This is a genomic window from Pseudomonas sp. KBN12P06040 (assembly GCF_037574965.1).
GTDB classification, from domain to species: Bacteria; Pseudomonadota; Gammaproteobacteria; order Pseudomonadales; family Pseudomonadaceae; genus Pseudomonas; species Pseudomonas aeruginosa.
This window is the reverse complement of the sequence record NZ_JBBELS010000001.1, coordinates 637,744-658,585: the sequence shown is the minus strand read 5'-3', so window position 1 is coordinate 658,585 and position 20,842 is coordinate 637,744. Positions and strand designations below refer to the sequence as shown.

Below are 20,842 nucleotides of genomic sequence, written 5' to 3'. Positions count from 1 at the left end.
GCCTGCCCATGCGTCTCTACTTTCGACCTGATCGGCTCATCCCATGGACCCACTCGACCGGCTCATCCAGCTCGCCAACCTGCAGGGCCGCCTCGACCAGCGCTGCCAGCTACAGGGCAGCTGGGCGCTGGAGCATCCGCAAGCGGTGCCCGGCGAGGCGACCTTCCATATCGTCATGGCCGGCACCTGCTATTGCGAATTCCTCGATGGCGGTCGCCTCGACCTGCACCCCGGCGACCTGATCCTGTTGCCACGCGGCACCCCGCACCTGCTGCGCAGCGACAGCCCGGCGCAACCCTGCGAACCCACCGTGGAGCACCGCGGCAGCATCCCGCTGTACCAGTTGAACGGCCCCGGCGAGGCCCTCGACATGCTTTGCGGCAGCTACCGCTATCACGCCGGTGCCAGCCTGTTCGGCGCGCTCCCCGAGCGCCTGCTGGTGCATATGGACGAGTCGACCCAGCAGCCCCTGCGCGCGCTGATCGGGTTGATGCGCGAGGAAGCCGAGAGCACCCGCAGCGGCGCCCGCTCGATCATCGACGCGCTGGCCACCGCGCTGTTCGCCCTGGCCCTGCGCGCCTACCTGGACCGCCAACCGCTGGGCGACGGCCTGTTCGGCCTGCTGGGCGACGCCCGCCTGGGACGAGCCCTGCGGGCCATGCTGGAACGCCCGGAGCATGCCTGGACCCTGGAACAGCTTGCCCAGCAGGCGGCGATGTCGCGGGCCAGTTTCGTCCGCGCCTTCTCCGCCCTCGGCGGGACCTCGCCGTGGAACCTGCTGACCCGCATCCGCATGGAAAAGGCCCGCGGCCTGCTGCGGCAAACGCAGAAGAGCCTGCTGGATATCGCCGCCGAGACCGGCTACCAGTCGGAGGCGGCGTTTTCCCGCAATTTCCGCCAAGCCTTCGGCGAATCGCCCGGCCGTTTCCGCCGCCAGGCCGACCCCGCTCGCTGAAAGCGCTACCGGCGCACATTTCGGTAATCCGCCGCTATGCAATGCGAATGATTTTCGCAACATCCTGTACGAATTCACTGACAGTACGGCTACACTGTGCTTTCCCGGCAAGGAGGCGCGGGGGTACTTGTCGCGGCACCCACTCTCCCGCTTTACCAGTACGCCCAGGAGGCAAACATGGAATGGTTTCTGAAATGCGTGAAGGAACACTACTTCGACTTCAACGGGCGCGCCCGTCGCAAGGAATACTGGATGTTCACCCTGGTGAACATCATCATCTCCGTCGCGCTATCTCCGTCGCGCTGAGCGTCGTGCTCGGCCTGATCAGTGAAAAGCTCCTGCCGATCGCCAATCTCTACTCGCTCGCCGTACTGCTGCCGGCCCTGGGCGTCACCGCCCGGCGTCTGCACGACATCAACAAGAGCGGCTGGTGGATGCTGATCGCGCTGATCCCGATCGTCGGCCTGTACCTGATCTACCTGCTGGCCAAGGACAGCGACGCCGGCCAGAACCAGTACGGCCAGAACCCGAAAGGCATCGCCTGATTCCTTCCCGCCGGGCCGCACGGCCCGGCGTTCTCCCGCTCCCTGTTTCCCTTCCCGCCCCTGACCGGGGTTAGAATGACTCGCTCCCACTCCGGCGCCCTGCGCCAACGCCCGCAGCGAGGTAGCCCATGCCCCATCCCATCGACGCACTGATTTCCGACTGCGACGGCGTCCTGGTCGACAGCGAGGTCATCGCCGAGCGCGTGATGTACGAGGCGCTCAGCGCCTACGCACCGCTGGAGGAGCTGCAGCGCCTGCTGGAAGGCACCTTCGGCCTGACCAGCCGCGACATCCTCGATCGCGTCGAGAAGCACTTCGGCCTGCGCATCCCCGACAGCTTCAACCGCGAGGTGCGCCAGCGCAGCGAGGAGATGGTCGCCCAGGTCCAACCCATTCCCGGCGCACGCGAGGCGCTGCTGGCCCTGGACCTGCCCGTCGCGGTGGCCTCCAACAGCCGCCGCCACAGCCTGGAGCGCTCGCTGGCGCGCGCCGGGCTCAGCGAACTGATCGGCGAACGCCTGGCCAGCGCCGATATGGTCGCCCTGCCCAAGCCCGCACCCGACGTCTACCTGCACGCCGCCAGCCTGCTCGGCGTCGCCCCCGAGCGTTGCCTGGTGGTGGAAGACAGCAGCACCGGCACCCGCGCCGCCCTCGCCGCGGGGATGCGGGTGATTGGCTTCGTCGGCGCCGGGCACATTCCCGCCGGGCACGCCGAGGTACTGCGCGAGCTGGGCGCCATCGCCATCGTCGAGCACATGCGCGAACTGCCGGAGACCGTGGCGCGCCTGCGCCGCGAGAGCCGAGTGGCGCTGGGAACGCCGTAACCGGGCGTCAGAGACTCTTCCAGGTCAGGTACACCCGCAGGTCGAACTCCAGCTGGTGATAGTCCGGCAGCATGTACTGGCAGAGCTGGTAGAACGCCTTGTTGTGCTCGCTTTCCTTCAGGTGGGCGAGTTCGTGGACGACGATCATCCGCAGGAACTCCGGGGCGGCGTCCTTGAACAGGGAAGCCACGCGGATTTCCTTCTTCGCCTTGAGCTTGCCGCCCTGCACCCGCGAGATCGCGGTGTGCAGGCCGAGGGCACGCTGGACCACGTCGAGCTTGTTGTCGTAGAGCACCTTGTCCAGGCCCGGCGCGTTGCGCAGGTGTTCCTGCTTGAGGTTCATGGTGTAGGCGTACAGCGCCTTGTCACTCTGCACATCGTGACGCCCCGGGTAGCGGCGCTCGAGGTACTCGCCCAGGCGGTTCTCGGCGATCAGCTGGCGGACCTGGTCCTGCAGCGATGCGGGATAGGCCTGGAGGTACTTGAGGGGGATCATGCACGGGTCCGGCGGTTCGCGGAAAACGCCCAGTGTACCGCGTCGGGAGCTCCGGCGGCCGACCGCCGCTTCGGGTAAGATGCGCGCCGTTTCCGATGAGCGGAGTGGGACAGTGGCAAGTACAGATGTGCTGATCGTTGGCGCCGGGGCGGCCGGGCTGATGTGTGCGATGACGGCGGCCGGGCGCGGGCGCCGCGTGCGGGTACTCGACCACGCCAACAAGGCCGGCAAGAAGATCCTCATGTCCGGCGGCGGGCGCTGCAATTTCACCAACCTGTACACCGAGCCGGCCAACTTCCTTTCGCGCAACCCGCACTTCTGCAAGTCGGCGCTGGCCCGCTACACCCAGTGGGACTTCATCGGCCTGGTGGCCAAGCACCAGGTGCCGTACCACGAGAAGAAACTCGGCCAGCTGTTCTGCGACAACAAGTCCAGCGACATCCTCGAGATGCTGCTGCGCGAATGCGCCGAGGCCGGAGCGGAAATCCTGCTGGACACCTCGATCGAAGAGATCGCCCGCGACGACGCCGGCTACCGCCTGCGTACCAGCGCCGGCGAGATGCGCTGCGAGTCGCTGGTGATCGCCAGCGGCGGCCTGTCGATCCCGACCCTCGGCGCTAGCGGTTTCGGCTACCAGGTGGCGCGCCAGTTCGGCCACGAGGTGCTGCCGACCCGCGCCGGGCTGGTGCCGTTCACCATCACCGACCAGCTGAAGGAGCTGTGCGCCGAGCTTTCCGGCACCTCCGTGGATTGCCGGGTGAGCTGCAACGGCCAGGCGTTCCGCGAGAACCTGCTGTTCACCCATCGCGGCCTCAGCGGCCCGGCGATGTTGCAGATTTCCTCCTACTGGCAACCGGGCGATACCCTGGAAATCGACCTGCTGCCGGACCACGACGCCAGCGAATGGCTGGCACAGCAACAGCGCGAGCGTCCCAACAGCGAGCTGAAGACCCTGCTCGCCGAGCTGTTCACCAAGAAGCTCGCCGGACTGCTGGCCGACCGCTGGTTCGTCTCCAAGCCGATGAAGCAGTACACCCCGACCGAACTGGCGGGTATCGCCGGGCAGCTTTCGGCCTGGCGGGTCACGCCCTCGGGCACCGAGGGCTACCGCACCGCGGAAGTGACCCTGGGCGGGGTGAGCACCGACGAAGTGTCGTCGAAGACCATGGAGTCGCAGCGCTCGCCGGGGCTGTATTTCGTCGGCGAAGTACTGGACGTCAGCGGCCATCTCGGCGGCTTCAACTTCCAGTGGGCCTGGGCCTCGGGTTATGCGGCGGGGCAGTACGCCTAGCGCGCCTCGGCCAGATAGGCCTCGGTGCGATAGGGCAGCGCTACCTGCTCCTTCCCCTTGAGCGCCGGGTGGCTGGCGACCAGCTCGCGCAATTGCGCCGCCACGGCGTTCTTTTCCGTCTCCGGCAAGGCGGCGATGAAGCTCACCGAAAGGAAGCGCGAGACGATCACCTGCTCCGGCGGGCCGACATGCTCGTAGGCGAAGGTGGAAAGTCGCAGCGGTCCGAAGGGCGCACGCTCGAACGGCCGACGCCAGTCGCCCTTGTAGAAACGCGGCGCATCGCCTTCGTAGGGGGTGATGATGCGGGTGATCTCGGCGACCCAATCCAGCGACTCGTCACGCACGTTCCACACCAGCCCCAGCCTGCCTTCCGCCGTCAGCACGCGGCGCATTTCCTCCAGCGCCTCCACGGTGGCGAACCAATGAAAGGCCTGTGCGCACACCAGGGCGTCGGCGAAGCCGTTGGCCAGCGGAATCGACTGGGCGCTACCGGCCAGCGCCTGGACCTGCGGCAAGGCTTCGGCGAGCTGGGCGCGCATCGCATCCACCGGTTCCACCGCGACCACCCGCGCACCGGTACGGGCCAGCAGGCGGGTGAACTTGCCGGTGCCGGCGCCGAGGTCCACCGCGACGGTCTGCGGACGCAGGCCAAGGGCATCGCGCAGCCAGTCGGAGAGCGCTTCCGGGTACTCGGGCCGGCCCTGGGCGTAACGCTGGGCCTCGGCGCTGAAACCTTGCTGGGCGGCGCTGTGTACGGACGACATGAGGGACCTCCTGGGCGGCAGGGAAAGCCCGAGGTATAGCACAGCGGTTTTCCTCCGAATTCCAGACGAACGGTTCAAAGCCTTGCGCAGCGTGGCTCGCAGCCATTGGTCAGGGGCTTCGTGGACCTCTCGGGGAAGAGGCTATTGTCGATCCGAAGGCCCACCCGACGACCAGGGTAAAAGCATCCCGGCACACGCCGGCGTCCCCCGCCACAACCAGGAGTCAGCCATGAGCAGCGAAGTCAGCGCCATCCGCCAATTGATCGAAGACTGGCGAGCCGCCGTCCGCGCCAGCGACGTTCCGCGCATCGTCTCGTACTACGCGGAGGACATCGTCGCCTTCGACGCCATCCTGCAATTGCAATTCAAGGGGCGCGACGCCTACCAGAAGCACTGGCAGGCCTGCACCGAGATGTGCAAAGGACCGATGACCTTCGATATCGCCGAACTGCAGATCCATGCCGACCAGCAGGTCGCCTTCGCCCACTACCTCTGCCACTGCGGCGGCACCGGCCCGGACGGCCAGCCGCACTCCTCGTGGATGCGGGTCAGCGCCGGCTACCGCAAGCAAGGCGACGGCTGGAAGGTGATCCACGAGCATTTCTCGGCGCCGTTCGACATGGACGGCAAGGCGCTGTTCGACCTGCAGCCCTGACTCAGCGCCGCGCGGCGGTCGTCGCCGGGTCGACGCAGCGTTTCACTGCGCGAGGGCTGAGCAGCGAGCAAGGCTTGCCGACCAGGTAACTGCGGTAGACCTTCAGCAGCGTAGCCTGGCTGTAGCGGCAGCCCTTGCCGCTCTTGCGCAGGCAGGGGCTCTCGAACTCGAAGCGACCGTTGACCGGCTCGGCCAGCTGGATGCGCAACGCCGGCCAGGTGGAGCGGTGCGGCGCCGGCGGGGTTTCCAGTCGGCGACCGTCGCGCACCACCAGTTCGCCGCCGGCCTCTGCATAGTCGAAGACGAACAACAGGGTGCGCGAAGTCTTGGTCGTGCAGTCGCTACGCGCCAGGCAATCCTGCGGATCGGCGGGATCACGCGCTACGCTCGGCGACGCGGCCTCCTCGACGTCGCGGGACGGCGTGTGCAGGCCAGCGCAACCGGCCAGCAGGAGGAACGGCAGGGTCAGGAGCCAGCGGCGCATCGGATTTCCCCGGGACGGATGTGCAAGAGCCCCGACCAGCGGGGCTCCCGTTCGAACGAAGGCGCTTAGTTGACCTTCGGATCCAGCTCGCCGCGGGCGTAGCGCTGGAACATGCCTTCCAGGGAGATCGGCTTGATCTTGGAAGCGTTGCCGGCGGTGCCGAAGGCTTCGTAGCGAGCGATGCAGATGTCGCGCATGGCCTCGACGGTCTTGGAGAAGTACTTGCGCGGGTCGAACTCGCTCGGGTTCTGCGCCAGGAAGCGGCGGATGGCACCGGTGGAGGCCAGGCGCAGGTCGGTGTCGATGTTCACCTTGCGCACGCCGTACTTGATGCCCTCGACGATTTCCTCGACCGGCACGCCGTAGGTCTCTTTGATCTCGCCGCCGTACTCGTTGATGATCGCCAGCCAGTCCTGCGGTACCGAGGAAGAGCCGTGCATCACCAGGTGGGTGTCCGGGATGCGCGCGTGGATTTCCTTGATGCGCTGGATCGACAGGGTGTCCCCGGTCGGCGGCTTGGTGAACTTGTAGGCGCCGTGGCTGGTGCCGATGGCGATGGCCAGGGCGTCGACCTTGGTCTTCTTCACGAAGTCGGCGGCTTCTTCCGGGTCGGTCAGCAACTGGCTGTGGTCCAGCACGCCTTCCGCGCCGACGCCGTCTTCCTCGCCGGCCATGCCGGTTTCCAGGGAACCCAGGCAGCCCAGCTCGCCTTCCACGGACACGCCGCAGGCATGGGCGAACGCCACGGTCTGCTGGGTCACGCGGACGTTGTAGTCGTAGTCGGCAGGGGTCTTGCCGTCTTCACGCAGGGAGCCGTCCATCATCACCGAGCTGAAGCCCAGCTGGATGGAACGCTGGCAGACGTCGGGACTGGTGCCGTGATCCTGGTGCATGACCACCGGGATGTGCGGGAATTCTTCGATCGCGGCGAGGATCAGGTGGCGCAGGAAGGGCGCGCCGGCGTATTTGCGAGCACCGGCGGAAGCCTGGACGATCACGGGCGAATCGGTCTTGTCGGCCGCTTCCATGATGGCGCGCATCTGCTCGAGGTTGTTGACGTTGAAGGCCGGCACGCCGTAGCCGAATTCGGCGGCGTGATCCAGCATCTGGCGCATGCTGATGAGTGCCATGGTTCTCGTATCTCCCAATCGCGGGGTCGTTCAGTGATTCAGAAGCCTGCCGCAGGGGCAGGCCCGGTTCAAGTTCCTTGCGAGGAGCGGTCGCGGCGCCGCGCCCCTGCCGGCGCGACTCAGCGCGCCTTGCAACCGCGACCGATGAGGTCGTCGGTTTCGACCCAGTACACCAGGCCTTCGTCGTTCTCCAGGTGGAAGCCCAGGCGTCCGTCGCTATAGAAAGCGCCGACGGCCGCAGGTTCCTGCTCCAAGTGGTGGACCACGTCGTCCTCGTCCTTCAGGCGCAGGTCGACGATGTTCTTGCTGCCGTCGATATAGCGCCATTCGATCACCGCCTTGCTGTCGCAGGTCCAGCGGGTCCAGTCCTTGCCGCCCGGCTTGCCGGAGGAAGCGGAGCAGCCGGCCAGCAGCGCCGCGGCGGCGAAGCCGCCGAACAGGGCGATACGCGAGTAGTTCATGTCCATCCTCCATCCGTGCGGAACGCTCCACCGCACCTCGCCGGGCCGCAAGCGGCCCGCGCGGCGGCCGGCTGGCCTTGCCTGTCACAGGAAAGGCGCAATGCTACTGCGTACGCTGGCGAATCCCCAGCCCTTTCCGTAGAAACTGGCAGAAAAGCACTACGGGCATTCCACCGGCTTTTGTCCGGCGGTCGGATCGCCGCTGCTCTGCTGCTCGACCCGCTGGCGGTTCTGCTCGGTCGGCACCATCACGTCCGGCGGACTGATCACCTCGCAGGTGCTCGGGCGTCGACCGCCATCGCCGCTACAGGCGGCCAGGCCCAGGCAGAACATCAGGAGTGGCAAGGTTACGGAACGCATGGGGCACCTCCTTTTTTCGTCGTCCTCAAAGGTGTGACCCCCGAGGACGGCGAATGGTTTGCCCCGTCTGCGTCAGCCCTTGGCGCGCTGCTCCAGGATTTCCACGGCCGGCAGGACCTTGCCCTCGACGAACTCGAGGAACGCGCCGCCACCGGTGGAAATATAGGAGATCCGCTCGGCGATGCCGTACTTGTCGATCGCCGCCAGGGTATCGCCGCCGCCGGCGATGGAGAACGCCGCGCTATCGGCGATGGAGTTGGCCAAGGTACGGGTGCCCTCGCCGAACTGGTCGAACTCGAACACCCCGACCGGACCGTTCCACAGGATGGTCTTCGAGGTCTTCAGCAGCTCGGCGAACTGCGCGGCGGTCTGCGGGCCGATGTCGAGGATCATGTCGTCGTCGGCGACCTCGGCGATGGCCTTGACGGTCGCCACGGCGCTCTCGGCGAATTCCTTGGCCACCACCACGTCCACCGGCAGCGGCACCTTGACCTTGGCGGCGATGGCCTTGGCGGTCTCGACCAGGTCGGCCTCGTACAGCGACTTGCCGACCTTGTGTCCGGCCGCGGCGAGGAAGGTGTTGGCGATGCCGCCGCCGACGATCAGTTGGTCGCAGATGCCGGCCAGGCTGTTCAGCACGTCGAGCTTGGTGGAAACCTTGGAGCCGGCGACGATCGCCGCCATCGGCCGCGCCGGGTTGCCCAGCGCCTTGCCCAGCGCGTCCAGTTCGGCGGCCAGCAGCGGGCCGGCGGCGGCGACCTTGGCGAACCTGGCCACGCCGTGGGTCGACCCCTCGGCGCGGTGGGCGGTACCGAAGGCATCCATCACGAACACGTCGCACAGCGCGGCGTACTTCTGCGCCAGCTCGTCAGCGTTCTTTTTCTCGCCCTTGTTGAAGCGCACGTTCTCGAACAGCACCAGGTCGCCCGCCTTGACCTCGACGCCGTCGAGGTAGTCGGCCAGCAGCGGCACTTCGCGGCCCAGGGCCTTGGACAGGTACTCGGCCACCGGCTTCAGGCTGTTCTCGGCGGAGAACTCGCCCTCGGTCGGACGGCCCAGGTGCGAGCAGACCATCACCGCCGCGCCCTTCTCCAGGGCCAGCTTGAGGGTCGGCAGGGCGGCCTTGATCCGTGCATCGCTCTGCACCTGGCCGTCCTTCACGGGCACGTTGAGGTCCTCGCGGATCAGCACGCGCTTACCTTTGAGGTCGAGGTCAGTCATCTTCAACACGGTCATGACAATCAGTCCTTGGGTACTTGTTGATCAGGCACGGCGGCGCGCAGGTAGTGTCCGGCGACGTCGAGCATACGGTTGGCGAATCCCCATTCGTTGTCGAACCAGGCCAGCAGGTTGACCAGGCGAGGCCCGGAAACGCGGGTCTGGCTGCCATCGACGATGGCCGAATGGGGGTCGTGGTTGAAATCGCAACTGGCGTGCGGCAGCTCGGTATAAGCCAGCAGTCCGCGCAGCGGGCCGCTTTCGGCGGCCTCGCGAAGCACCCGGTTGATCTCGGCGGCGGAGGTGTCGCGGGAAGTCTGCAGGGTGATGTCCAGCGCCGAGACGTTCACCGTGGGCACGCGTATGGCTTTGGCCTGGATGCGCCCGGCAAGTTCCGGCAACAGGCGTTCGATGCCGCGCGCCAGACCGGTGGACACCGGGATCACCGACTGGAACGCCGAACGGGTACGGCGCAGGTCCTCATGGTGGTAGGCGTCGATCACCGGCTGGTCGTTCATCGCCGAGTGGATGGTGGTGATCGACACGTATTCCAGGCCGATCGCCTCGTTCAGCAGCTTGAGCAGCGGCACCCCGCAATTGGTCGTGCAGGAGGCGTTGGAGACCAGCGTTTCGCGGCCGCTGAGGTCCTGCTGGTTGACCCCATAGACGATGGTGGCGTCGATGTCCGCCTCGCTCGCCATCGGCTGCGAGAACAGCACCCGCGGCGCGCCGGCGCGGAGGAAACGTTCGGCCTGGGCGCGGTTGGTGTACTGGCCGGAGCACTCCAGCACCAGGTCGACCCGCAGCGCCTGCCAGTCGATGGCTTCCGGAGTCGGGCTGCGCAGCACCTTCACGCAATCGCCGTTGATGTGCAGGCAGTCGCCGTCGACCTTCACTTCGCCGGGAAAGCGGCCATGGGTGGAGTCGAAGCGGGTCAGGTACTCGACGCTGGCCTGGTCGGCCAGGTCGTTCAGCGCGACGATCTCGAAGCCCAGTTGCTCCGGGCGCTCGTGCAGCGCGCGCAGGACGCAGCGGCCGATACGGCCATAGCCATTGAGCGCGACGCGAAAAGGCGGGGTGGACATCGGCAGGGATAGCTCCGGCAAGGGGCCAGTGAAAGGCGCCAATTATGCGGGGGATGGGCCCGCCTGGGAACCGTCCGCGACCCGCGCGGCGCGGCATGCGCCGCGGCGACGGCTCGCGCGCTGGCGCTGAAACGATTCATGCGACACCTGGCTGGCGCGACCGCGTTCCGCTGTGCAAGGCTCGCCCGCATCCACCGACCGCCAGGAGCGCCAGATGCCCCGCTTCGCCGCCAACCTCAGCATGCTCTACCCCCGCCACGACTTCCTCGAACGCTTCGCCGCCGCCGCGGCGGACGGCTTCGAGGGCGTGGAGTACCTGTTCCCCTATGCCTACCCTGCGGCCGAACTGAAGGCCCGGCTGGACGACCACGGCCTGCGCCAGGTGCTGTTCAATGCCGCACCCGGCGACTGGGACAAGGGCGAGCGCGGCCTGGCCAGCCTGCCGGGGCGCGAGGCCGAATTCCGCCGCGCCATCGCCCAGGCCATCGACTATGCCCAGGTCCTCGGCAACCGCCACATCCATGTCATGGCCGGACTGCTGCCGGCCGGCGCCGACCGCATCCGCCACCGCGAGACCTACCTCGACAACCTCGCCCATGCCGCCCGCGAAGCCGCCGGCGCCAGGCTGACGGTGCTCATAGAGCCGATCAACAACCGCGACATGCCGGGCTTCTTCCTCACCCGCCAGGACGACGCCCAGGCCATCTGCCGCGAGGTCGGCGCGGACAACCTGCAGGTGCAGTTCGACTGCTACCACTGCCAGATCGTCGAGGGCGACCTGGCCACCACCCTGCGTCGCGACATCGGCAATATCGGCCATGTCCAGATCGCCGGGGTACCCGACCGCCACGAGCCGGATGACGACAACGAAGTGAACTACCCCTACCTGTTCGAGCTACTCGACCGGCTCGGCTACCAGGGCTGGATCGGCTGCGAGTACCGTCCGCGCGGCGACACCTCGGCAGGCCTGGAATGGCTGCGGCGCTGGCGCGCTACTCGACGCGACGGATGATCGGCTCCAGCGCGTCCAGGCGCTCGCGGGCGGCCAGCCAGTCGCGCACTTCCGCGCACCACTGTTCTTCCTTCAGCACCGCGCGTGCACGGGTCAGCACTCGCGGCCAGGGACGGTCGTCGAACAGGCGCAGCAGCACCTGGTTGAGCTGTTCGCTATCCAGCGGCCGGCGTCCACGGCGCACCGGCGCGTCGACCCGCTGCGCCAGCGATTGCAGCACCCGTTCGCGCTGTGCCGTATCCACCGGCATCGGCTGCTCGTCGTAGGCGCAGAGCACCAGGATCTCCGGCGCGACGTTCTCCAGCAGGCCGGCGCGCAGCCGGCAGTGGCCATCGAGGATCACGCAGGCATCCAGGCAGTTCAGGCGCAGCGCCAGCACCGGCGGCAGCTCGCCTTCGCGGGCCTTCTTGCGCCACCACTTGACCCGCCCCTCGTCATCCTCGACCCGGCGCAGGGCGATCAGGGCGTCGTTGTCGCGCCCCCACCAGTCGAGCCACTGCACCCAGTCGTCGTCGAGGACCTTCTCCAGGCTGTAGAAGCGCCAGTCCGGCAACAGTGCGTCGCGCCCGACGCTGCGGTAGCGCCAGCGTTCCAGCACCCGTTCGCGCGGATCGTGGCTCTGCGGTGGCTGCCAGGCGGGCACCTGCTCGGCGAGCGACAGGCGCAGCAACCAGCGCCCGGCCTCCAGGCAACTGCCCGGGCTGGCGCGCAGGGCCTCGACGAAATGCCGGCTCCAGGCCTTGTAGCGGGCCTCGCCGCGCAGGCCGCGCAAGGCTTCCAGGGTCGGCGAGTCGATGGGCGGCACGCTGGCCTGCGCCGGGCTCGCCGCGACCAGGCTCTTCACCAGCCAGATGCCATCGTGGTACGGCAACTGGGTGGCCCAGAGCAGCGGCTGATCGCCGCGCATCAGACGGATGCGGGCCTGGCCGCCGGATTGCAGATGAAGGAAAGAGGGCGCCCGATGGGCGCCCTCCACCTGGACCGCGAGGCCCAGCCATTCGCCATTGGCGGGGCTTTCGAGGTCCCGCCAGTAGAGCGTGTGCATCAGTCTTCCAGCAGCTCCTCGGCCACCGCCAGGACGTTGTCCAGGGTGAAGCCGAAGTGCTCGAACAGCGCCGGGGCCGGAGCCGACTCGCCGAAGCTGGTCATGCCGATGATGCGCCCGTCGAGACCGACGTACTTGTACCAGTAGTCGGCATGGGCGGCCTCGATGGCGATGCGCGCGCCGACTTCCACCGGCAGCACGGACTGCTTGTAGGACTCGTCCTGCTGCTCGTAGACGCTGGTGCATGGCATCGATACCACGCGGACCTTGCGGCCCTGCTCGCTGAGCTTATCGTAGGCCTGCACGGCCAGGCCGACTTCCGAACCGGTGGCGATCAGGATCAGTTCCGGCTCGCCGGCGCAGTCCTTCAGCACGTAACCGCCGCGGGCGATGTCGGCCACCTGGGCGACGTCGCGCGCCTGGTGCGGCAGGTTCTGGCGGGAGAAGATCAGCGCGGACGGACCGTCGGCACGCTCGATGGCGTGCTTCCAGGCCACCGCCGACTCGACCGCGTCGGCCGGGCGCCAGGTGTCCAGGTTCGGGGTCAGGCGCAGGCTGGCCAGTTGTTCGATCGGCTGATGGGTCGGGCCGTCCTCGCCGAGGCCGATGGAGTCGTGGGTGAACACGTAGAGCACGCGCTGCTTCATCAGTGCGGACATGCGCACGGCGTTGCGCGCGTATTCCATGAAGATCAGGAAGGTCGCACCGTAGGGAATGAAACCGCCGTGCAGGGCGACGCCATTCATGATCGCGCTCATGCCGAATTCGCGCACGCCGTAGAACACGTAGTTGCCGGCGGCGTCGTCGGCGCTGACGCCCTTGCAGCCCTTCCACAGGGTCAGGTTGGAGCCGGCCAGGTCGGCGGAACCGCCGAGCAGCTCCGGCAGCAGCGGGCCGAAGGCGTTCAGCGCGTTCTGGCTGGCCTTGCGGCTGGCGATGGTCTCACCCTTGTTGGCAACATCGGCGACGTAGGCCGCGGCCTTCTCGGCGAAGTCGGCCGGCAGCTCGCCCTTCAGGCGGCGCAGCAGTTCGGCGGCCAGTTCCGGATGGGCGGCCTGGTAGGCGGCGAAACGCTTGTTCCACTCGGCTTCCTGGGCGGCGCCGGTTTCCTTGGCGTCCCACTCGGCGTAGATCTGCGCCGGGATTTCGAACGGAGCGTGCTCCCAGCCCAGCGCGGCGCGGGTCGCGGCGATCTCGTCGGCACCCAGCGGCGCGCCGTGGCACTCTTCCTTGCCCTGCTTGTTCGGCGAGCCGAAGCCGATCACGGTCTTGCAGCAGATCAGGGTCGGCTGGTCGCTCTTGCGGGCGGTATCGATGGCGGTCTTGATCTCGTCGGCGTCATGCCCGTCGACGTTGCGGATCACTTGCCAGCCATAGGCCTCGAAGCGCTTCGGGGTGTCGTCGGTGAACCAGCCGTGGACCTCGCCGTCGATGGAAATGCCGTTGTCGTCGTAGAAGGCGATCAGCTTGTTCAGGCGCAGGGTGCCGGCCAGCGAGGCGACCTCATGGGAAATGCCTTCCATCATGCAGCCGTCGCCGAGGAAGGCGTAGGTGTAGTGGTCAACCACCGCGTGGCCGTCGCGGTTGAACTGGGCGGCCAGGACCTTCTCCGCCAGCGCCATGCCCACCGCATTGGCGATGCCCTGGCCGAGCGGGCCGGTGGTGGTCTCGACGCCGGCGGTGTAGCCGTACTCCGGGTGGCCCGGGGTGCGCGAGTTGAGCTGGCGGAAGTTCTTCAGGTCCTCGATGCCGAGGTCGTACCCGGTGAGGTGCAGCAGGGAGTAGATCAGCATCGAGCCGTGGCCGTTGGACAGCACGAAGCGGTCGCGGTTGGCCCACTGCGGGTTGCTCGGGTTGTGCTGCATGTAGTCGCGCCAGAGGACCTCGGCGATATCGGCCATGCCCATCGGGGCGCCCGGGTGGCCGCTGTTGGCTTTCTGCACGGCATCCATGCTCAGTGCACGGATGGCATTGGCTCGCTCACGACGGCTGGGCATCGCAATTCTCCTACGGGGGTTGCTGGTCGGAAGACCAGGAGTGAAAAAAAGGGCGCCATTTTCGCCCACCGAAGGCCCAAGGGGCAATGACAGATCGGCAGGGGGACAGTATGTCGCTGCCGACCGGTTTTGCCAGAAGCCTGGCGCAGCCGGATTGCAATTGCGCGACGGCCACCCGTCATCAATATCAAAAATTTTTGATACAGGCATTGCCGGGGTTCGGACCCGGTACTAGACTGCGCCTCCATGAGCCTTCGCGTGCCTTCGATACGACCAGACGACTACGACCCGCTCGCCGCGCTGTGCAAGGCGGCTGGCGACTCGCTGCGACTGAACGTGTTGCGCGCCCTGGCCAACGATTCGTTCGGCGTGCTGGAGCTGGCGCAGATCTTCGCCATCGGCCAGTCGGGCATGAGCCACCACCTCAAGGTGCTGGCCCAGGCCGGGCTGGTGGCGACGCGCCGCGAAGGCAACGCGATCTTCTACCGACGTTCGCTGCCCCTGGCCGAACGCACCGGCGGCGCGCTGCACGCGGCGCTGCTGGAGGAAGTGGACGAACGGGCGCTACCCGACGACGTGCGGGCGCGGATCGATGCCGTGCACGCCCAGCGCGCGGCGGTCAGCCAGGACTTCTTCGCCCGCGCGGCGGACAAGTTCCAGGCCCAGCAGGACCTGATCGCAGGACTGCCGCAATACCGTGAGAGCGTGTTGGCCTTGCTCGACGCACTGGCCTTCGCCCCCGGCGCCACGGCGCTGGAGGTCGGCCCGGGGGACGGCGGGTTCCTGCCGGAACTCGCCAGGCGTTTCCGCCAGGTCACGGCGCTGGACAACAGCGCGGCGATGCTGGAACTGGCGCGCCAGCGCTGCAAGGAAGAAGGATTGGGCAACGTCCGCCTGGAATTGGCCGATGCCCTGCAGGATGCCGCCGAACCGGCCGATTGCGTGGTGCTGAACATGGTCCTGCACCACTTCGCCGCGCCGGCGGAGGCGCTGAAACAGTTGGCCCGCCTGGTCCATCCGGGCGGCAGCCTGCTGGTGACGGACTTGTGCCGGCACAACCAGGGCTGGGCCAGGGAGGCCTGCGGCGACCTCTGGTTGGGTTTCGAACAGGAGGACCTGGCCCAGTGGGCCGACGCCGCAGGGCTCACGCCCGGCGAGAGTCTTTACATTGGTTTACGCAATGGCTTCCAGATCCAGGTCCGGCACTTCGCCAGGGATGCATCCGAAAGCCGCCTCACCCACCGGTAATGTAGGAACCGATTGATGAGCGAATATTCCGTTTTCACCTCCGAGTCCGTGTCCGAAGGCCATCCGGACAAGATCGCGGACCAGATCTCCGACGCGGTGCTGGACGCCATCATCGCCAAGGACAAGTACGCTCGCGTGGCATGCGAAACCCTGGTCAAGACCGGCGTGGCGATCATCGCCGGTGAAGTCACCACCTCCGCCTGGGTCGACCTGGAAGAGCTGGTGCGCAAGGTCATCATCGACATCGGCTACGACAGCTCCGACGTCGGCTTCGATGGCGCCACCTGCGGCGTGCTGAACATCATCGGCAAGCAGTCGGTGGACATCAACCAGGGCGTCGACCGGGCCAAGCCGGAAGACCAGGGCGCCGGCGACCAGGGCCTGATGTTCGGCTACGCCAGCAATGAGACCGACGTGCTGATGCCGGCGCCGATCTGCTTCTCCCACCGCCTGGTCGAGCGCCAGGCCGAGGCGCGCAAGTCCGGCCTGCTGCCATGGCTGCGCCCGGACGCCAAGTCCCAGGTGACCTGCCGCTACGAAGGCGGCAAGGTGGTCGGCATCGATGCGGTGGTGCTGTCCACCCAGCACAACCCGGAAGTCTCCTATAACGACCTGCGCGACGGCGTGATGGAGCTGATCATCAAGCAGGTGCTGCCGGCCGAGCTGCTGCACAAGGACACCCAGTTCCACATCAACCCGACCGGCAACTTCGTGATCGGCGGCCCGGTCGGCGACTGCGGCCTGACCGGACGCAAGATCATCGTCGACTCCTACGGCGGCATGGCCCGCCACGGCGGCGGCGCGTTCTCCGGCAAGGACCCGTCCAAGGTCGACCGCTCCGCCGCCTACGCCGGCCGCTACGTGGCGAAGAACATCGTCGCCGCCGGCCTCGCCGAGCGTTGCGAGATCCAGGTTTCCTACGCCATCGGCGTGGCCCAGCCGACCTCGATCTCGATCAACACCTTCGGCACCGGCAAGGTCAGCGACGAGAAGATCGTGCAACTGGTCCGCGAGCACTTCGACCTGCGCCCGTACGCGATCACCAAGATGCTCGACCTGCTCCACCCGATGTACCAGCCGACCGCGGCCTACGGCCACTTCGGTCGTCATCCGTTCGAGCTGACCGTGGACGGCGATACCTTCACCGCGTTCACCTGGGAGAAGACCGACAAGGCCGCTCTCCTGCGCGACGCCGCCGGCCTCTGAGCGACCGCGCGATGAAAAAGCCCCGCTTCGGCGGGGCTTTTTCGTTTCCGGCAGGCTCAGCGCATGCGGAAGGCTTCCTGGTGGAACAGCCGCAGCGGCATGCCCTGCCGGCGCAGATCGCGGCGCAGGCTGTCGGCCAGCCCCTGCGGACCGCAGAACCAGACGCTCGGCCAGCGTCCTTCGGCGCTCTTCAGCACGCCCAGTTGCGCCGCCTGCGGCTTGCCCTGCTCGTCGCTATAGCGGATGTGCAGGGTCACGCTGGGCAAGCGTTCGCAAAGCTCGCGCAAGCGCCCGGCGAACAGCGCTTCCTGGGAATTGCGCACGCAATAGTGCAGCTCCACCGACGGCGCGCTTTCCGGCGCGGCCTGCAGCGACTCCAGCCAGGCGATGAACGGCGTCACGCCGATCCCGGCGGCGACCCAGACCTGCCGCCCGGCCAGGCCACGGCGGAAGTCGAAGCAGCCGTATGGCCCCTCCACCTCGACCCTGGCGCCGACCTCCAGGTTGTCCTGCAGGCGCCGGGTGTAGTCGCCCAACGCCTTAATGCTGAAGCGCACCTCGCCGCAGCCGCGGTCGGCGCTGGCGATGGTGAACGGATGGGCACCCTCCAGGCGGTCGCAGGTGAGAAAGGCGAACTGCCCGGCCCTGTGCGACCAGTCGCCCTGCAGCCGGCAGGTCACCTCGAGCAGGCTTTCGCCGTGCCGCTCGACGGCGGTGACCACGCCCGCATGGCGGCGCGCGCGACCGATCCGCCCGCTCAGAGACAACAGTGCGCAGGCCGAACCGAGCAGAGCGCAGGCCGCCACCAGCCAACCGGCCGGCTGGCTCCAGTAGCTGGCCGGGGCGAGCACCACGGAATGGAAGGCCAGTACCAGGTAGACCAGGGCCAACGCCTTGTGCACATAACGCCAGAGGTGATACGGGAAGCGCTGCCAGAGAGTGATCAGCAGCATCCCGCCGAGAATCCACGCCGACCATTCACCCAACTCCTTGGCCGAGCCACGGAAGACATCGAGGAAGGTTTCCACCCGCGGGCCTTTCACCGGTTTGCCGACGATACCCGCCAGCCAGGGACCGGCCAACTCCAGCAGGTAGTGCAACAGGCCTAGGACGATGGCCAGGATGCCCGCCCACTTGTGCAGGCGGTACATGCGGTCGAGCCCGTCCAGCGGCTTCTCCAGCCAGACCGGACGCACCGCCAGCAGCATGATCAACGACATCAGGGCGAAGGACGCTACCCCGGTAAGCAGGATCGCCTGCTTGCGCACCACCCAGATATCCAGGCTCGCCGGCGGATCGACGGCCAGCGTCAGGCCCCAGGCCGCCAGCGCGGCGGCGAGAACTCCCCATAACAGTTTCATTGGCACCACTCCCCGACAGAACGCGCGAATCGCTGGAATGAACCCTGCGCGTCCAGTCTTAATTGTCCCTTAACTTCATGGGGGAATTAGCGAGGCCAGCGAGGTTTTCCCGCACAGCCATGACCTGCGTCAATCGTTGTCGGCCTTCAACCCCGGGGTGGGTGGAGCTATGCTGGTCCGCCGCGCCTACCGCCGAGCCGTGCCATGAAGATCCGCCTGCTGTCCGACCTCCACCACGAACATTTCGACGGGCGACGCCAACTGCCAGAGGTCGAGGCCGACGTGGTGGTGCTGGCCGGCGATATCCACAGCCACCTGGAAGGCCTGCACTGGGCCCGCGAGACCTTCGCCGACAGCGAGATCGTCTACGTCGCCGGCAACCATGAGTTCTACTCCTCGGAAATGACCGACCTGACCCAGGCGATGCGCAATATCGCCCGGGCGCTGGAGATCCACTTCCTGGAAAACGACGAAGCACGGATCGGCCCGGCGCGCTTCCTCGGCGCCACCCTGTGGACCGACTTCCAGCTCTATGGCGCGGACGGCTATGCGCCCGCCCATGAGCTGGCCCTGCAATCGATGCCGGACTTCAGCTGCATCGACTGGTTCGGCGGCGACTTCACCCCCGAGCAGAGCATCGCCCTGCACCGAGCCTCGCGCGACTGGCTCGCCGAACAGCTGGCGCGGCCCCACGACGGCCCGACGCTGGTGGTCAGCCACCACGCGCCCAGTGCGCTGTCGATCCCGCCGCAGTTCGTCGGCAACCCGCTCTCGCCAGCCTTCGCTTCCAACCTCGACGAACTGGTGGCGCAGGCCGACTACTGGCTGCACGGTCACGTCCACGATGCCCTCGACTACCGCATCGGCCGGGCACGGGTGCTGGCCAATCCGGGCGGCTATCCCCACGAGAGAGGCGGGTTCCGTCCGGAATTCGTCTTCGAGGTCTGAGCCTCAGCGCGGCAACTGGCTGAAGAAGCGCCAGATTTCCACTGGCGCGTCCAGTTCCGGGTCGCTCTTGCCGAGAATCCGCGGGAAGCGATAGTCCGGCTGCGCCAGCACGTGGCCGGCGCCATGCACGCTGAGCAGCTCCACCGGCGGATGGCCGTCTTCCTGCCAGCGCTGGCGCTCGGTCCAGACCGGGCCGGGACGGGTCAGCGGCGCCACGTCCGGCGGCGCTGCGATGCCGTTCAGGCCGGCCCACCAGCGTGCCGAGTCCAGGGTCGAGCGTACCGCGCCCCGGTCGCCGAAGCCGAACAGGCTGACCTTGCCGCCGAGATAGGGATTGATCGGATCGCGCGTGCCGTTGATCAGCAACGCAGCGGTCGGCCGCTCGACCGGCCGACAGGCATCGTTCTCCGTGGTCGGCAGGCTCGCCGCCACCGTTGCGATCGCCGCCGGCAACCCCGGTGCTTCGGCGGCCAGGCGGAAAGCCATCTGGCCGCCATTGGAGTAGCCGGCGACATATACCCGCTGCGGATCGACGCGGTATTCCTGGGCCAGCCGCGCCACCAGCGCGCGGAGGAAAGCCACGTCATCGACGTCACGCAGCCGCGCCGAATAGCTGGCGGCCTTGCGGCAATCGTTCCAGTGGCCCTCGAAGCCGTCCGGGTAGGCCACCAGGAAACCTTCTTGCGCCGCCAGCCGGTCGAAGCCGTAGCCGCTGATGCGGCGCATCTGCGCGCCGTCGCCCCGTGAGCCGTGCAGCACCACCAGCAACGGCGCTCCCTCGGTCACGCCCGGCGGCACGTAGAGCAGGTAATGCCGGCGCAGGCCCGCGACCTTCAGGCTCGAGTCCTCGCTGTGGCCGGCCAGCGCGGGGGTGCGCAGGGCCTCGTCCTGCAGCCACCACCAGGCGCCGGCGAGCAGCGCCAGGACCAGCAGCAGGATAAGCGTGCGAACCAGGCGGATCAGCGTACGCATCGCGGTTCTCCCGTTCTCGGCGTCTTCGGACAACGTTAGGCCGGGTTGCGCCGGAATGCCCGAACCATGGCCCTTCTCCAGAGACCCCGGGGCGGCGTACTTTGCTCCCGGACAACCACAACCGTGCCGTTTGCTGGCACACTTGCGCCTTTGTCACGCCGGCTGCCGCCTGCCTCATCCGCCTGCCAGGACGCTCGGCCGAGCCGTCGTCCGGCAACCGCACCGGCCGTTCGATCAAGGAGCCAACCGATGTCCATTCGTCCTTCACTGCCGCTGGCCGGGCTGCTGCTCGCCGTCTCCCTGCCGCTCTCCGCCGCCCAGCCGGGCACCATCAAAGGCGCCCCGCTCAGCGGTTGCGCCGCCAAGCAGGCCGCCATCGAGGCGAAGCTGGAAACGGCCCGTTCGTTCGCCAACGAAGGCCAGGTGGCCGGCTTGGAAAAGGCCCTCTCCGAGGTCAAGGAACACTGCACCGAAGCCGGCCTGCTGAGGGAGAACAAGCAGAAGGTGATCGACAGCGAGCGCGAGGTCAGCGAACGCGAGAAGGATTTGCGCAAGGCCATGGGCAAGGGCGATCCGGAGAAGATCGAGAAACGCAAGGCCAAGCTGGCCGAGGCCCGCGCCGAACTGGAAGAGGCCAAGAAAGGCCTGGAACAGGCCCAGGCACAGTAGGACACCAGGTACCGCCCTACGCCTCGCGCCTCCCACGTAAGGCGTATGACACCCACGGCGTTACCCGCCATCCGCGCCGCAGCGGGACACCAGGTGCCGCCCAGCGCTGCCGCAAC

21 protein-coding genes and 1 pseudogene are annotated in these 20,842 nt (G+C 67.5%); 10 read left to right on the top strand and 12 right to left on the bottom strand.

Annotation, left to right across the window (positions count from 1 at the left end):
• The first annotated feature begins 43 nt into the window (after positions 1-43).
• The 3 genes and pseudogenes from VQ067_RS03075 to VQ067_RS03065 all read left to right on the top strand — a co-directional run bounded on the left by VQ067_RS03075 (position 44) and on the right by VQ067_RS03065 (position 2,324).
• A complete protein-coding gene (locus VQ067_RS03075) occupies positions 44-955 on the top strand; it encodes an AraC family transcriptional regulator (RefSeq protein ID WP_003117946.1) in 912 nt (303 codons plus the stop codon).
• Between the two features lie 177 nt (positions 956-1,132).
• Positions 1,133-1,500 (top strand): annotated as a pseudogene (locus VQ067_RS03070) (DUF805 domain-containing protein).
• Positions 1,501-1,628: 128 nt separating this feature from the next.
• Positions 1,629-2,324 (top strand): HAD family hydrolase, encoded by a 696-nt coding sequence (locus VQ067_RS03065; RefSeq protein ID WP_003084972.1) that lies wholly within the window; start codon positions 1,629-1,631, stop codon positions 2,322-2,324.
• A gap of 7 nt (positions 2,325-2,331) precedes the next feature.
• Here the strand turns inward: VQ067_RS03065 and VQ067_RS03060 are convergent, their stop codons facing one another.
• The gene (locus tag VQ067_RS03060; RefSeq protein WP_003084971.1) at positions 2,332-2,820 is read right to left on the bottom strand and encodes a M48 metallopeptidase family protein; all 489 of its coding nucleotides are present in this window, start codon (positions 2,818-2,820) and stop codon (positions 2,332-2,334) included.
• A gap of 112 nt (positions 2,821-2,932) precedes the next feature.
• On the opposite strand from VQ067_RS03060, the gene VQ067_RS03055 reads away from it, so the two are divergent.
• Positions 2,933-4,111 (top strand): BaiN/RdsA family NAD(P)/FAD-dependent oxidoreductase, encoded by a 1,179-nt coding sequence (locus tag VQ067_RS03055; protein ID WP_003113227.1) that lies wholly within the window; start codon positions 2,933-2,935, stop codon positions 4,109-4,111.
• Here VQ067_RS03055 and VQ067_RS03050 read toward each other — a convergent pair.
• A complete protein-coding gene (locus VQ067_RS03050; protein WP_003084969.1) occupies positions 4,108-4,875 on the bottom strand; it encodes a class I SAM-dependent methyltransferase in 768 nt (255 codons plus the stop codon). The genes VQ067_RS03055 and VQ067_RS03050 overlap by 4 nt on opposite strands.
• A 229-nt stretch (positions 4,876-5,104) precedes the next feature.
• Between VQ067_RS03050 and VQ067_RS03045 the strand changes: the two genes are divergently transcribed.
• Complete coding sequence (locus VQ067_RS03045; protein ID WP_003110219.1) at positions 5,105-5,530, top strand: YybH family protein; 426 nt, start codon at positions 5,105-5,107, stop codon at positions 5,528-5,530.
• 1 nt (position 5,531) lies between these two features.
• On the opposite strand, the gene VQ067_RS03040 is transcribed toward VQ067_RS03045, so the two are convergent.
• From VQ067_RS03040 to epd, 6 genes are all read right to left on the bottom strand, one after another.
• Positions 5,532-6,014 carry a hypothetical protein gene (locus VQ067_RS03040; RefSeq protein WP_015502261.1) on the bottom strand — a complete coding sequence of 161 codons (483 nt, stop codon included), beginning with the start codon at positions 6,012-6,014 and terminating at the stop codon, positions 5,532-5,534.
• 65 nt (positions 6,015-6,079) lie between these two features.
• Complete coding sequence (gene fba, locus VQ067_RS03035) at positions 6,080-7,144, bottom strand: class II fructose-bisphosphate aldolase (RefSeq protein ID WP_003084964.1); 1,065 nt, start codon at positions 7,142-7,144, stop codon at positions 6,080-6,082.
• A 119-nt stretch (positions 7,145-7,263) separates the two neighbouring features.
• Positions 7,264-7,605, bottom strand: coding sequence for an MliC family protein (locus tag VQ067_RS03030; RefSeq protein WP_003113229.1), 342 nt, complete (start codon positions 7,603-7,605; stop codon positions 7,264-7,266).
• Between the two features lie 159 nt (positions 7,606-7,764).
• On the bottom strand, positions 7,765-7,965 hold the full coding sequence (locus VQ067_RS03025; RefSeq protein ID WP_003084961.1) for a hypothetical protein: 201 nt from the start codon (positions 7,963-7,965) through the stop codon (positions 7,765-7,767).
• 72 nt (positions 7,966-8,037) lie between these two features.
• Positions 8,038-9,201: a phosphoglycerate kinase gene (locus tag VQ067_RS03020; protein WP_033990549.1), complete on the bottom strand. Its 1,164-nt coding sequence runs from the start codon at positions 9,199-9,201 to the stop codon at positions 8,038-8,040.
• A gap of 5 nt (positions 9,202-9,206) precedes the next feature.
• Positions 9,207-10,268 (bottom strand): erythrose-4-phosphate dehydrogenase, encoded by a 1,062-nt coding sequence (epd, locus tag VQ067_RS03015; protein ID WP_003084958.1) that lies wholly within the window; start codon positions 10,266-10,268, stop codon positions 9,207-9,209.
• Between the two features lie 214 nt (positions 10,269-10,482).
• Here epd and otnI point away from each other — a divergent pair, with 214 nt between their 5' ends.
• Complete coding sequence (otnI, locus tag VQ067_RS03010) at positions 10,483-11,280, top strand: 2-oxo-tetronate isomerase (RefSeq protein ID WP_003084956.1); 798 nt, start codon at positions 10,483-10,485, stop codon at positions 11,278-11,280.
• Here the strand turns inward: otnI and VQ067_RS03005 are convergent.
• Both VQ067_RS03005 and tkt read right to left on the bottom strand, forming a co-directional pair.
• Positions 11,261-12,325: a hypothetical protein gene (locus VQ067_RS03005; protein WP_033957749.1), complete on the bottom strand. Its 1,065-nt coding sequence runs from the start codon at positions 12,323-12,325 to the stop codon at positions 11,261-11,263. The genes otnI and VQ067_RS03005 overlap by 20 nt on opposite strands.
• Positions 12,325-14,322: a transketolase gene (tkt, locus tag VQ067_RS03000; protein ID WP_023095141.1), complete on the bottom strand. Its 1,998-nt coding sequence runs from the start codon at positions 14,320-14,322 to the stop codon at positions 12,325-12,327. Before tkt ends, VQ067_RS03005 begins: the two co-directional genes overlap by 1 nt.
• A gap of 246 nt (positions 14,323-14,568) precedes the next feature.
• Here tkt and VQ067_RS02995 point away from each other — a divergent pair, with 246 nt between their 5' ends.
• A complete protein-coding gene (locus VQ067_RS02995) occupies positions 14,569-15,570 on the top strand; it encodes an ArsR/SmtB family transcription factor (RefSeq protein ID WP_003113231.1) in 1,002 nt (333 codons plus the stop codon).
• A 15-nt stretch (positions 15,571-15,585) separates the two neighbouring features.
• Positions 15,586-16,776, top strand: a complete 1,191-nt coding sequence (gene metK, locus VQ067_RS02990; protein WP_003084948.1) for a methionine adenosyltransferase — start codon at positions 15,586-15,588, stop codon at positions 16,774-16,776.
• Between the two features lie 56 nt (positions 16,777-16,832).
• Here metK and VQ067_RS02985 read toward each other — a convergent pair whose 3' ends face one another.
• Positions 16,833-18,137 carry a ferredoxin reductase family protein gene (locus tag VQ067_RS02985; protein WP_031686350.1) on the bottom strand — a complete coding sequence of 435 codons (1,305 nt, stop codon included), beginning with the start codon at positions 18,135-18,137 and terminating at the stop codon, positions 16,833-16,835.
• A 204-nt stretch (positions 18,138-18,341) separates the two neighbouring features.
• Between VQ067_RS02985 and VQ067_RS02980 the strand changes: the two genes are divergently transcribed.
• A complete protein-coding gene (locus VQ067_RS02980) occupies positions 18,342-19,085 on the top strand; it encodes a metallophosphoesterase (protein ID WP_003110215.1) in 744 nt (247 codons plus the stop codon).
• 3 nt (positions 19,086-19,088) lie between these two features.
• Here VQ067_RS02980 and VQ067_RS02975 read toward each other — a convergent pair whose 3' ends face one another.
• Positions 19,089-20,057: an alpha/beta hydrolase family esterase gene (locus tag VQ067_RS02975; RefSeq protein WP_031686349.1), complete on the bottom strand. Its 969-nt coding sequence runs from the start codon at positions 20,055-20,057 to the stop codon at positions 19,089-19,091.
• 249 nt (positions 20,058-20,306) lie between these two features.
• Between VQ067_RS02975 and VQ067_RS02970 the strand changes: the two genes are divergently transcribed.
• Positions 20,307-20,726 carry a DUF1090 domain-containing protein gene (locus VQ067_RS02970; RefSeq protein ID WP_015649728.1) on the top strand — a complete coding sequence of 140 codons (420 nt, stop codon included), beginning with the start codon at positions 20,307-20,309 and terminating at the stop codon, positions 20,724-20,726.
• Positions 20,727-20,842 lie beyond the last annotated feature (116 nt).

Bases quoted from the DNA above. Each gene is read 5' to 3' on its own strand.
- VQ067_RS02985 (WP_031686350.1), bottom strand. From the start codon at position 18,137: ATGAAACTGTTATGGGGAGTTCTCGCCGCCGCGCTGGCGGCCTGGGGC.
- VQ067_RS03045 (WP_003110219.1), top strand. From the start codon at position 5,105: ATGAGCAGCGAAGTCAGCGCCATCCGCCAATTGATCGAAGACTGGCGA.
- VQ067_RS02980 (WP_003110215.1), top strand. From the start codon at position 18,342: ATGAAGATCCGCCTGCTGTCCGACCTCCACCACGAACATTTCGACGGG.
- VQ067_RS03060 (WP_003084971.1), bottom strand. From the start codon at position 2,820: ATGATCCCCCTCAAGTACCTCCAGGCCTATCCCGCATCGCTGCAGGAC.
- VQ067_RS02975 (WP_031686349.1), bottom strand. From the start codon at position 20,057: ATGCGTACGCTGATCCGCCTGGTTCGCACGCTTATCCTGCTGCTGGTC.
- VQ067_RS03065 (WP_003084972.1), top strand. From the start codon at position 1,629: ATGCCCCATCCCATCGACGCACTGATTTCCGACTGCGACGGCGTCCTG.
- VQ067_RS03005 (WP_033957749.1), bottom strand. From the start codon at position 12,325: ATGCACACGCTCTACTGGCGGGACCTCGAAAGCCCCGCCAATGGCGAA.
- VQ067_RS03025 (WP_003084961.1), bottom strand. From the start codon at position 7,965: ATGCGTTCCGTAACCTTGCCACTCCTGATGTTCTGCCTGGGCCTGGCC.
- metK (WP_003084948.1), top strand. From the start codon at position 15,586: ATGAGCGAATATTCCGTTTTCACCTCCGAGTCCGTGTCCGAAGGCCAT.
- VQ067_RS03020 (WP_033990549.1), bottom strand. From the start codon at position 9,201: ATGACCGTGTTGAAGATGACTGACCTCGACCTCAAAGGTAAGCGCGTG.
- VQ067_RS02995 (WP_003113231.1), top strand. From the start codon at position 14,569: ATGAGCCTTCGCGTGCCTTCGATACGACCAGACGACTACGACCCGCTC.
- fba (WP_003084964.1), bottom strand. From the start codon at position 7,144: ATGGCACTCATCAGCATGCGCCAGATGCTGGATCACGCCGCCGAATTC.
- VQ067_RS02970 (WP_015649728.1), top strand. From the start codon at position 20,307: ATGTCCATTCGTCCTTCACTGCCGCTGGCCGGGCTGCTGCTCGCCGTC.
- VQ067_RS03050 (WP_003084969.1), bottom strand. From the start codon at position 4,875: ATGTCGTCCGTACACAGCGCCGCCCAGCAAGGTTTCAGCGCCGAGGCC.
- tkt (WP_023095141.1), bottom strand. From the start codon at position 14,322: ATGCCCAGCCGTCGTGAGCGAGCCAATGCCATCCGTGCACTGAGCATG.
- VQ067_RS03040 (WP_015502261.1), bottom strand. From the start codon at position 6,014: ATGCGCCGCTGGCTCCTGACCCTGCCGTTCCTCCTGCTGGCCGGTTGC.
- VQ067_RS03075 (WP_003117946.1), top strand. From the start codon at position 44: ATGGACCCACTCGACCGGCTCATCCAGCTCGCCAACCTGCAGGGCCGC.
- epd (WP_003084958.1), bottom strand. From the start codon at position 10,268: ATGTCCACCCCGCCTTTTCGCGTCGCGCTCAATGGCTATGGCCGTATC.
- VQ067_RS03030 (WP_003113229.1), bottom strand. From the start codon at position 7,605: ATGAACTACTCGCGTATCGCCCTGTTCGGCGGCTTCGCCGCCGCGGCG.
- otnI (WP_003084956.1), top strand. From the start codon at position 10,483: ATGCCCCGCTTCGCCGCCAACCTCAGCATGCTCTACCCCCGCCACGAC.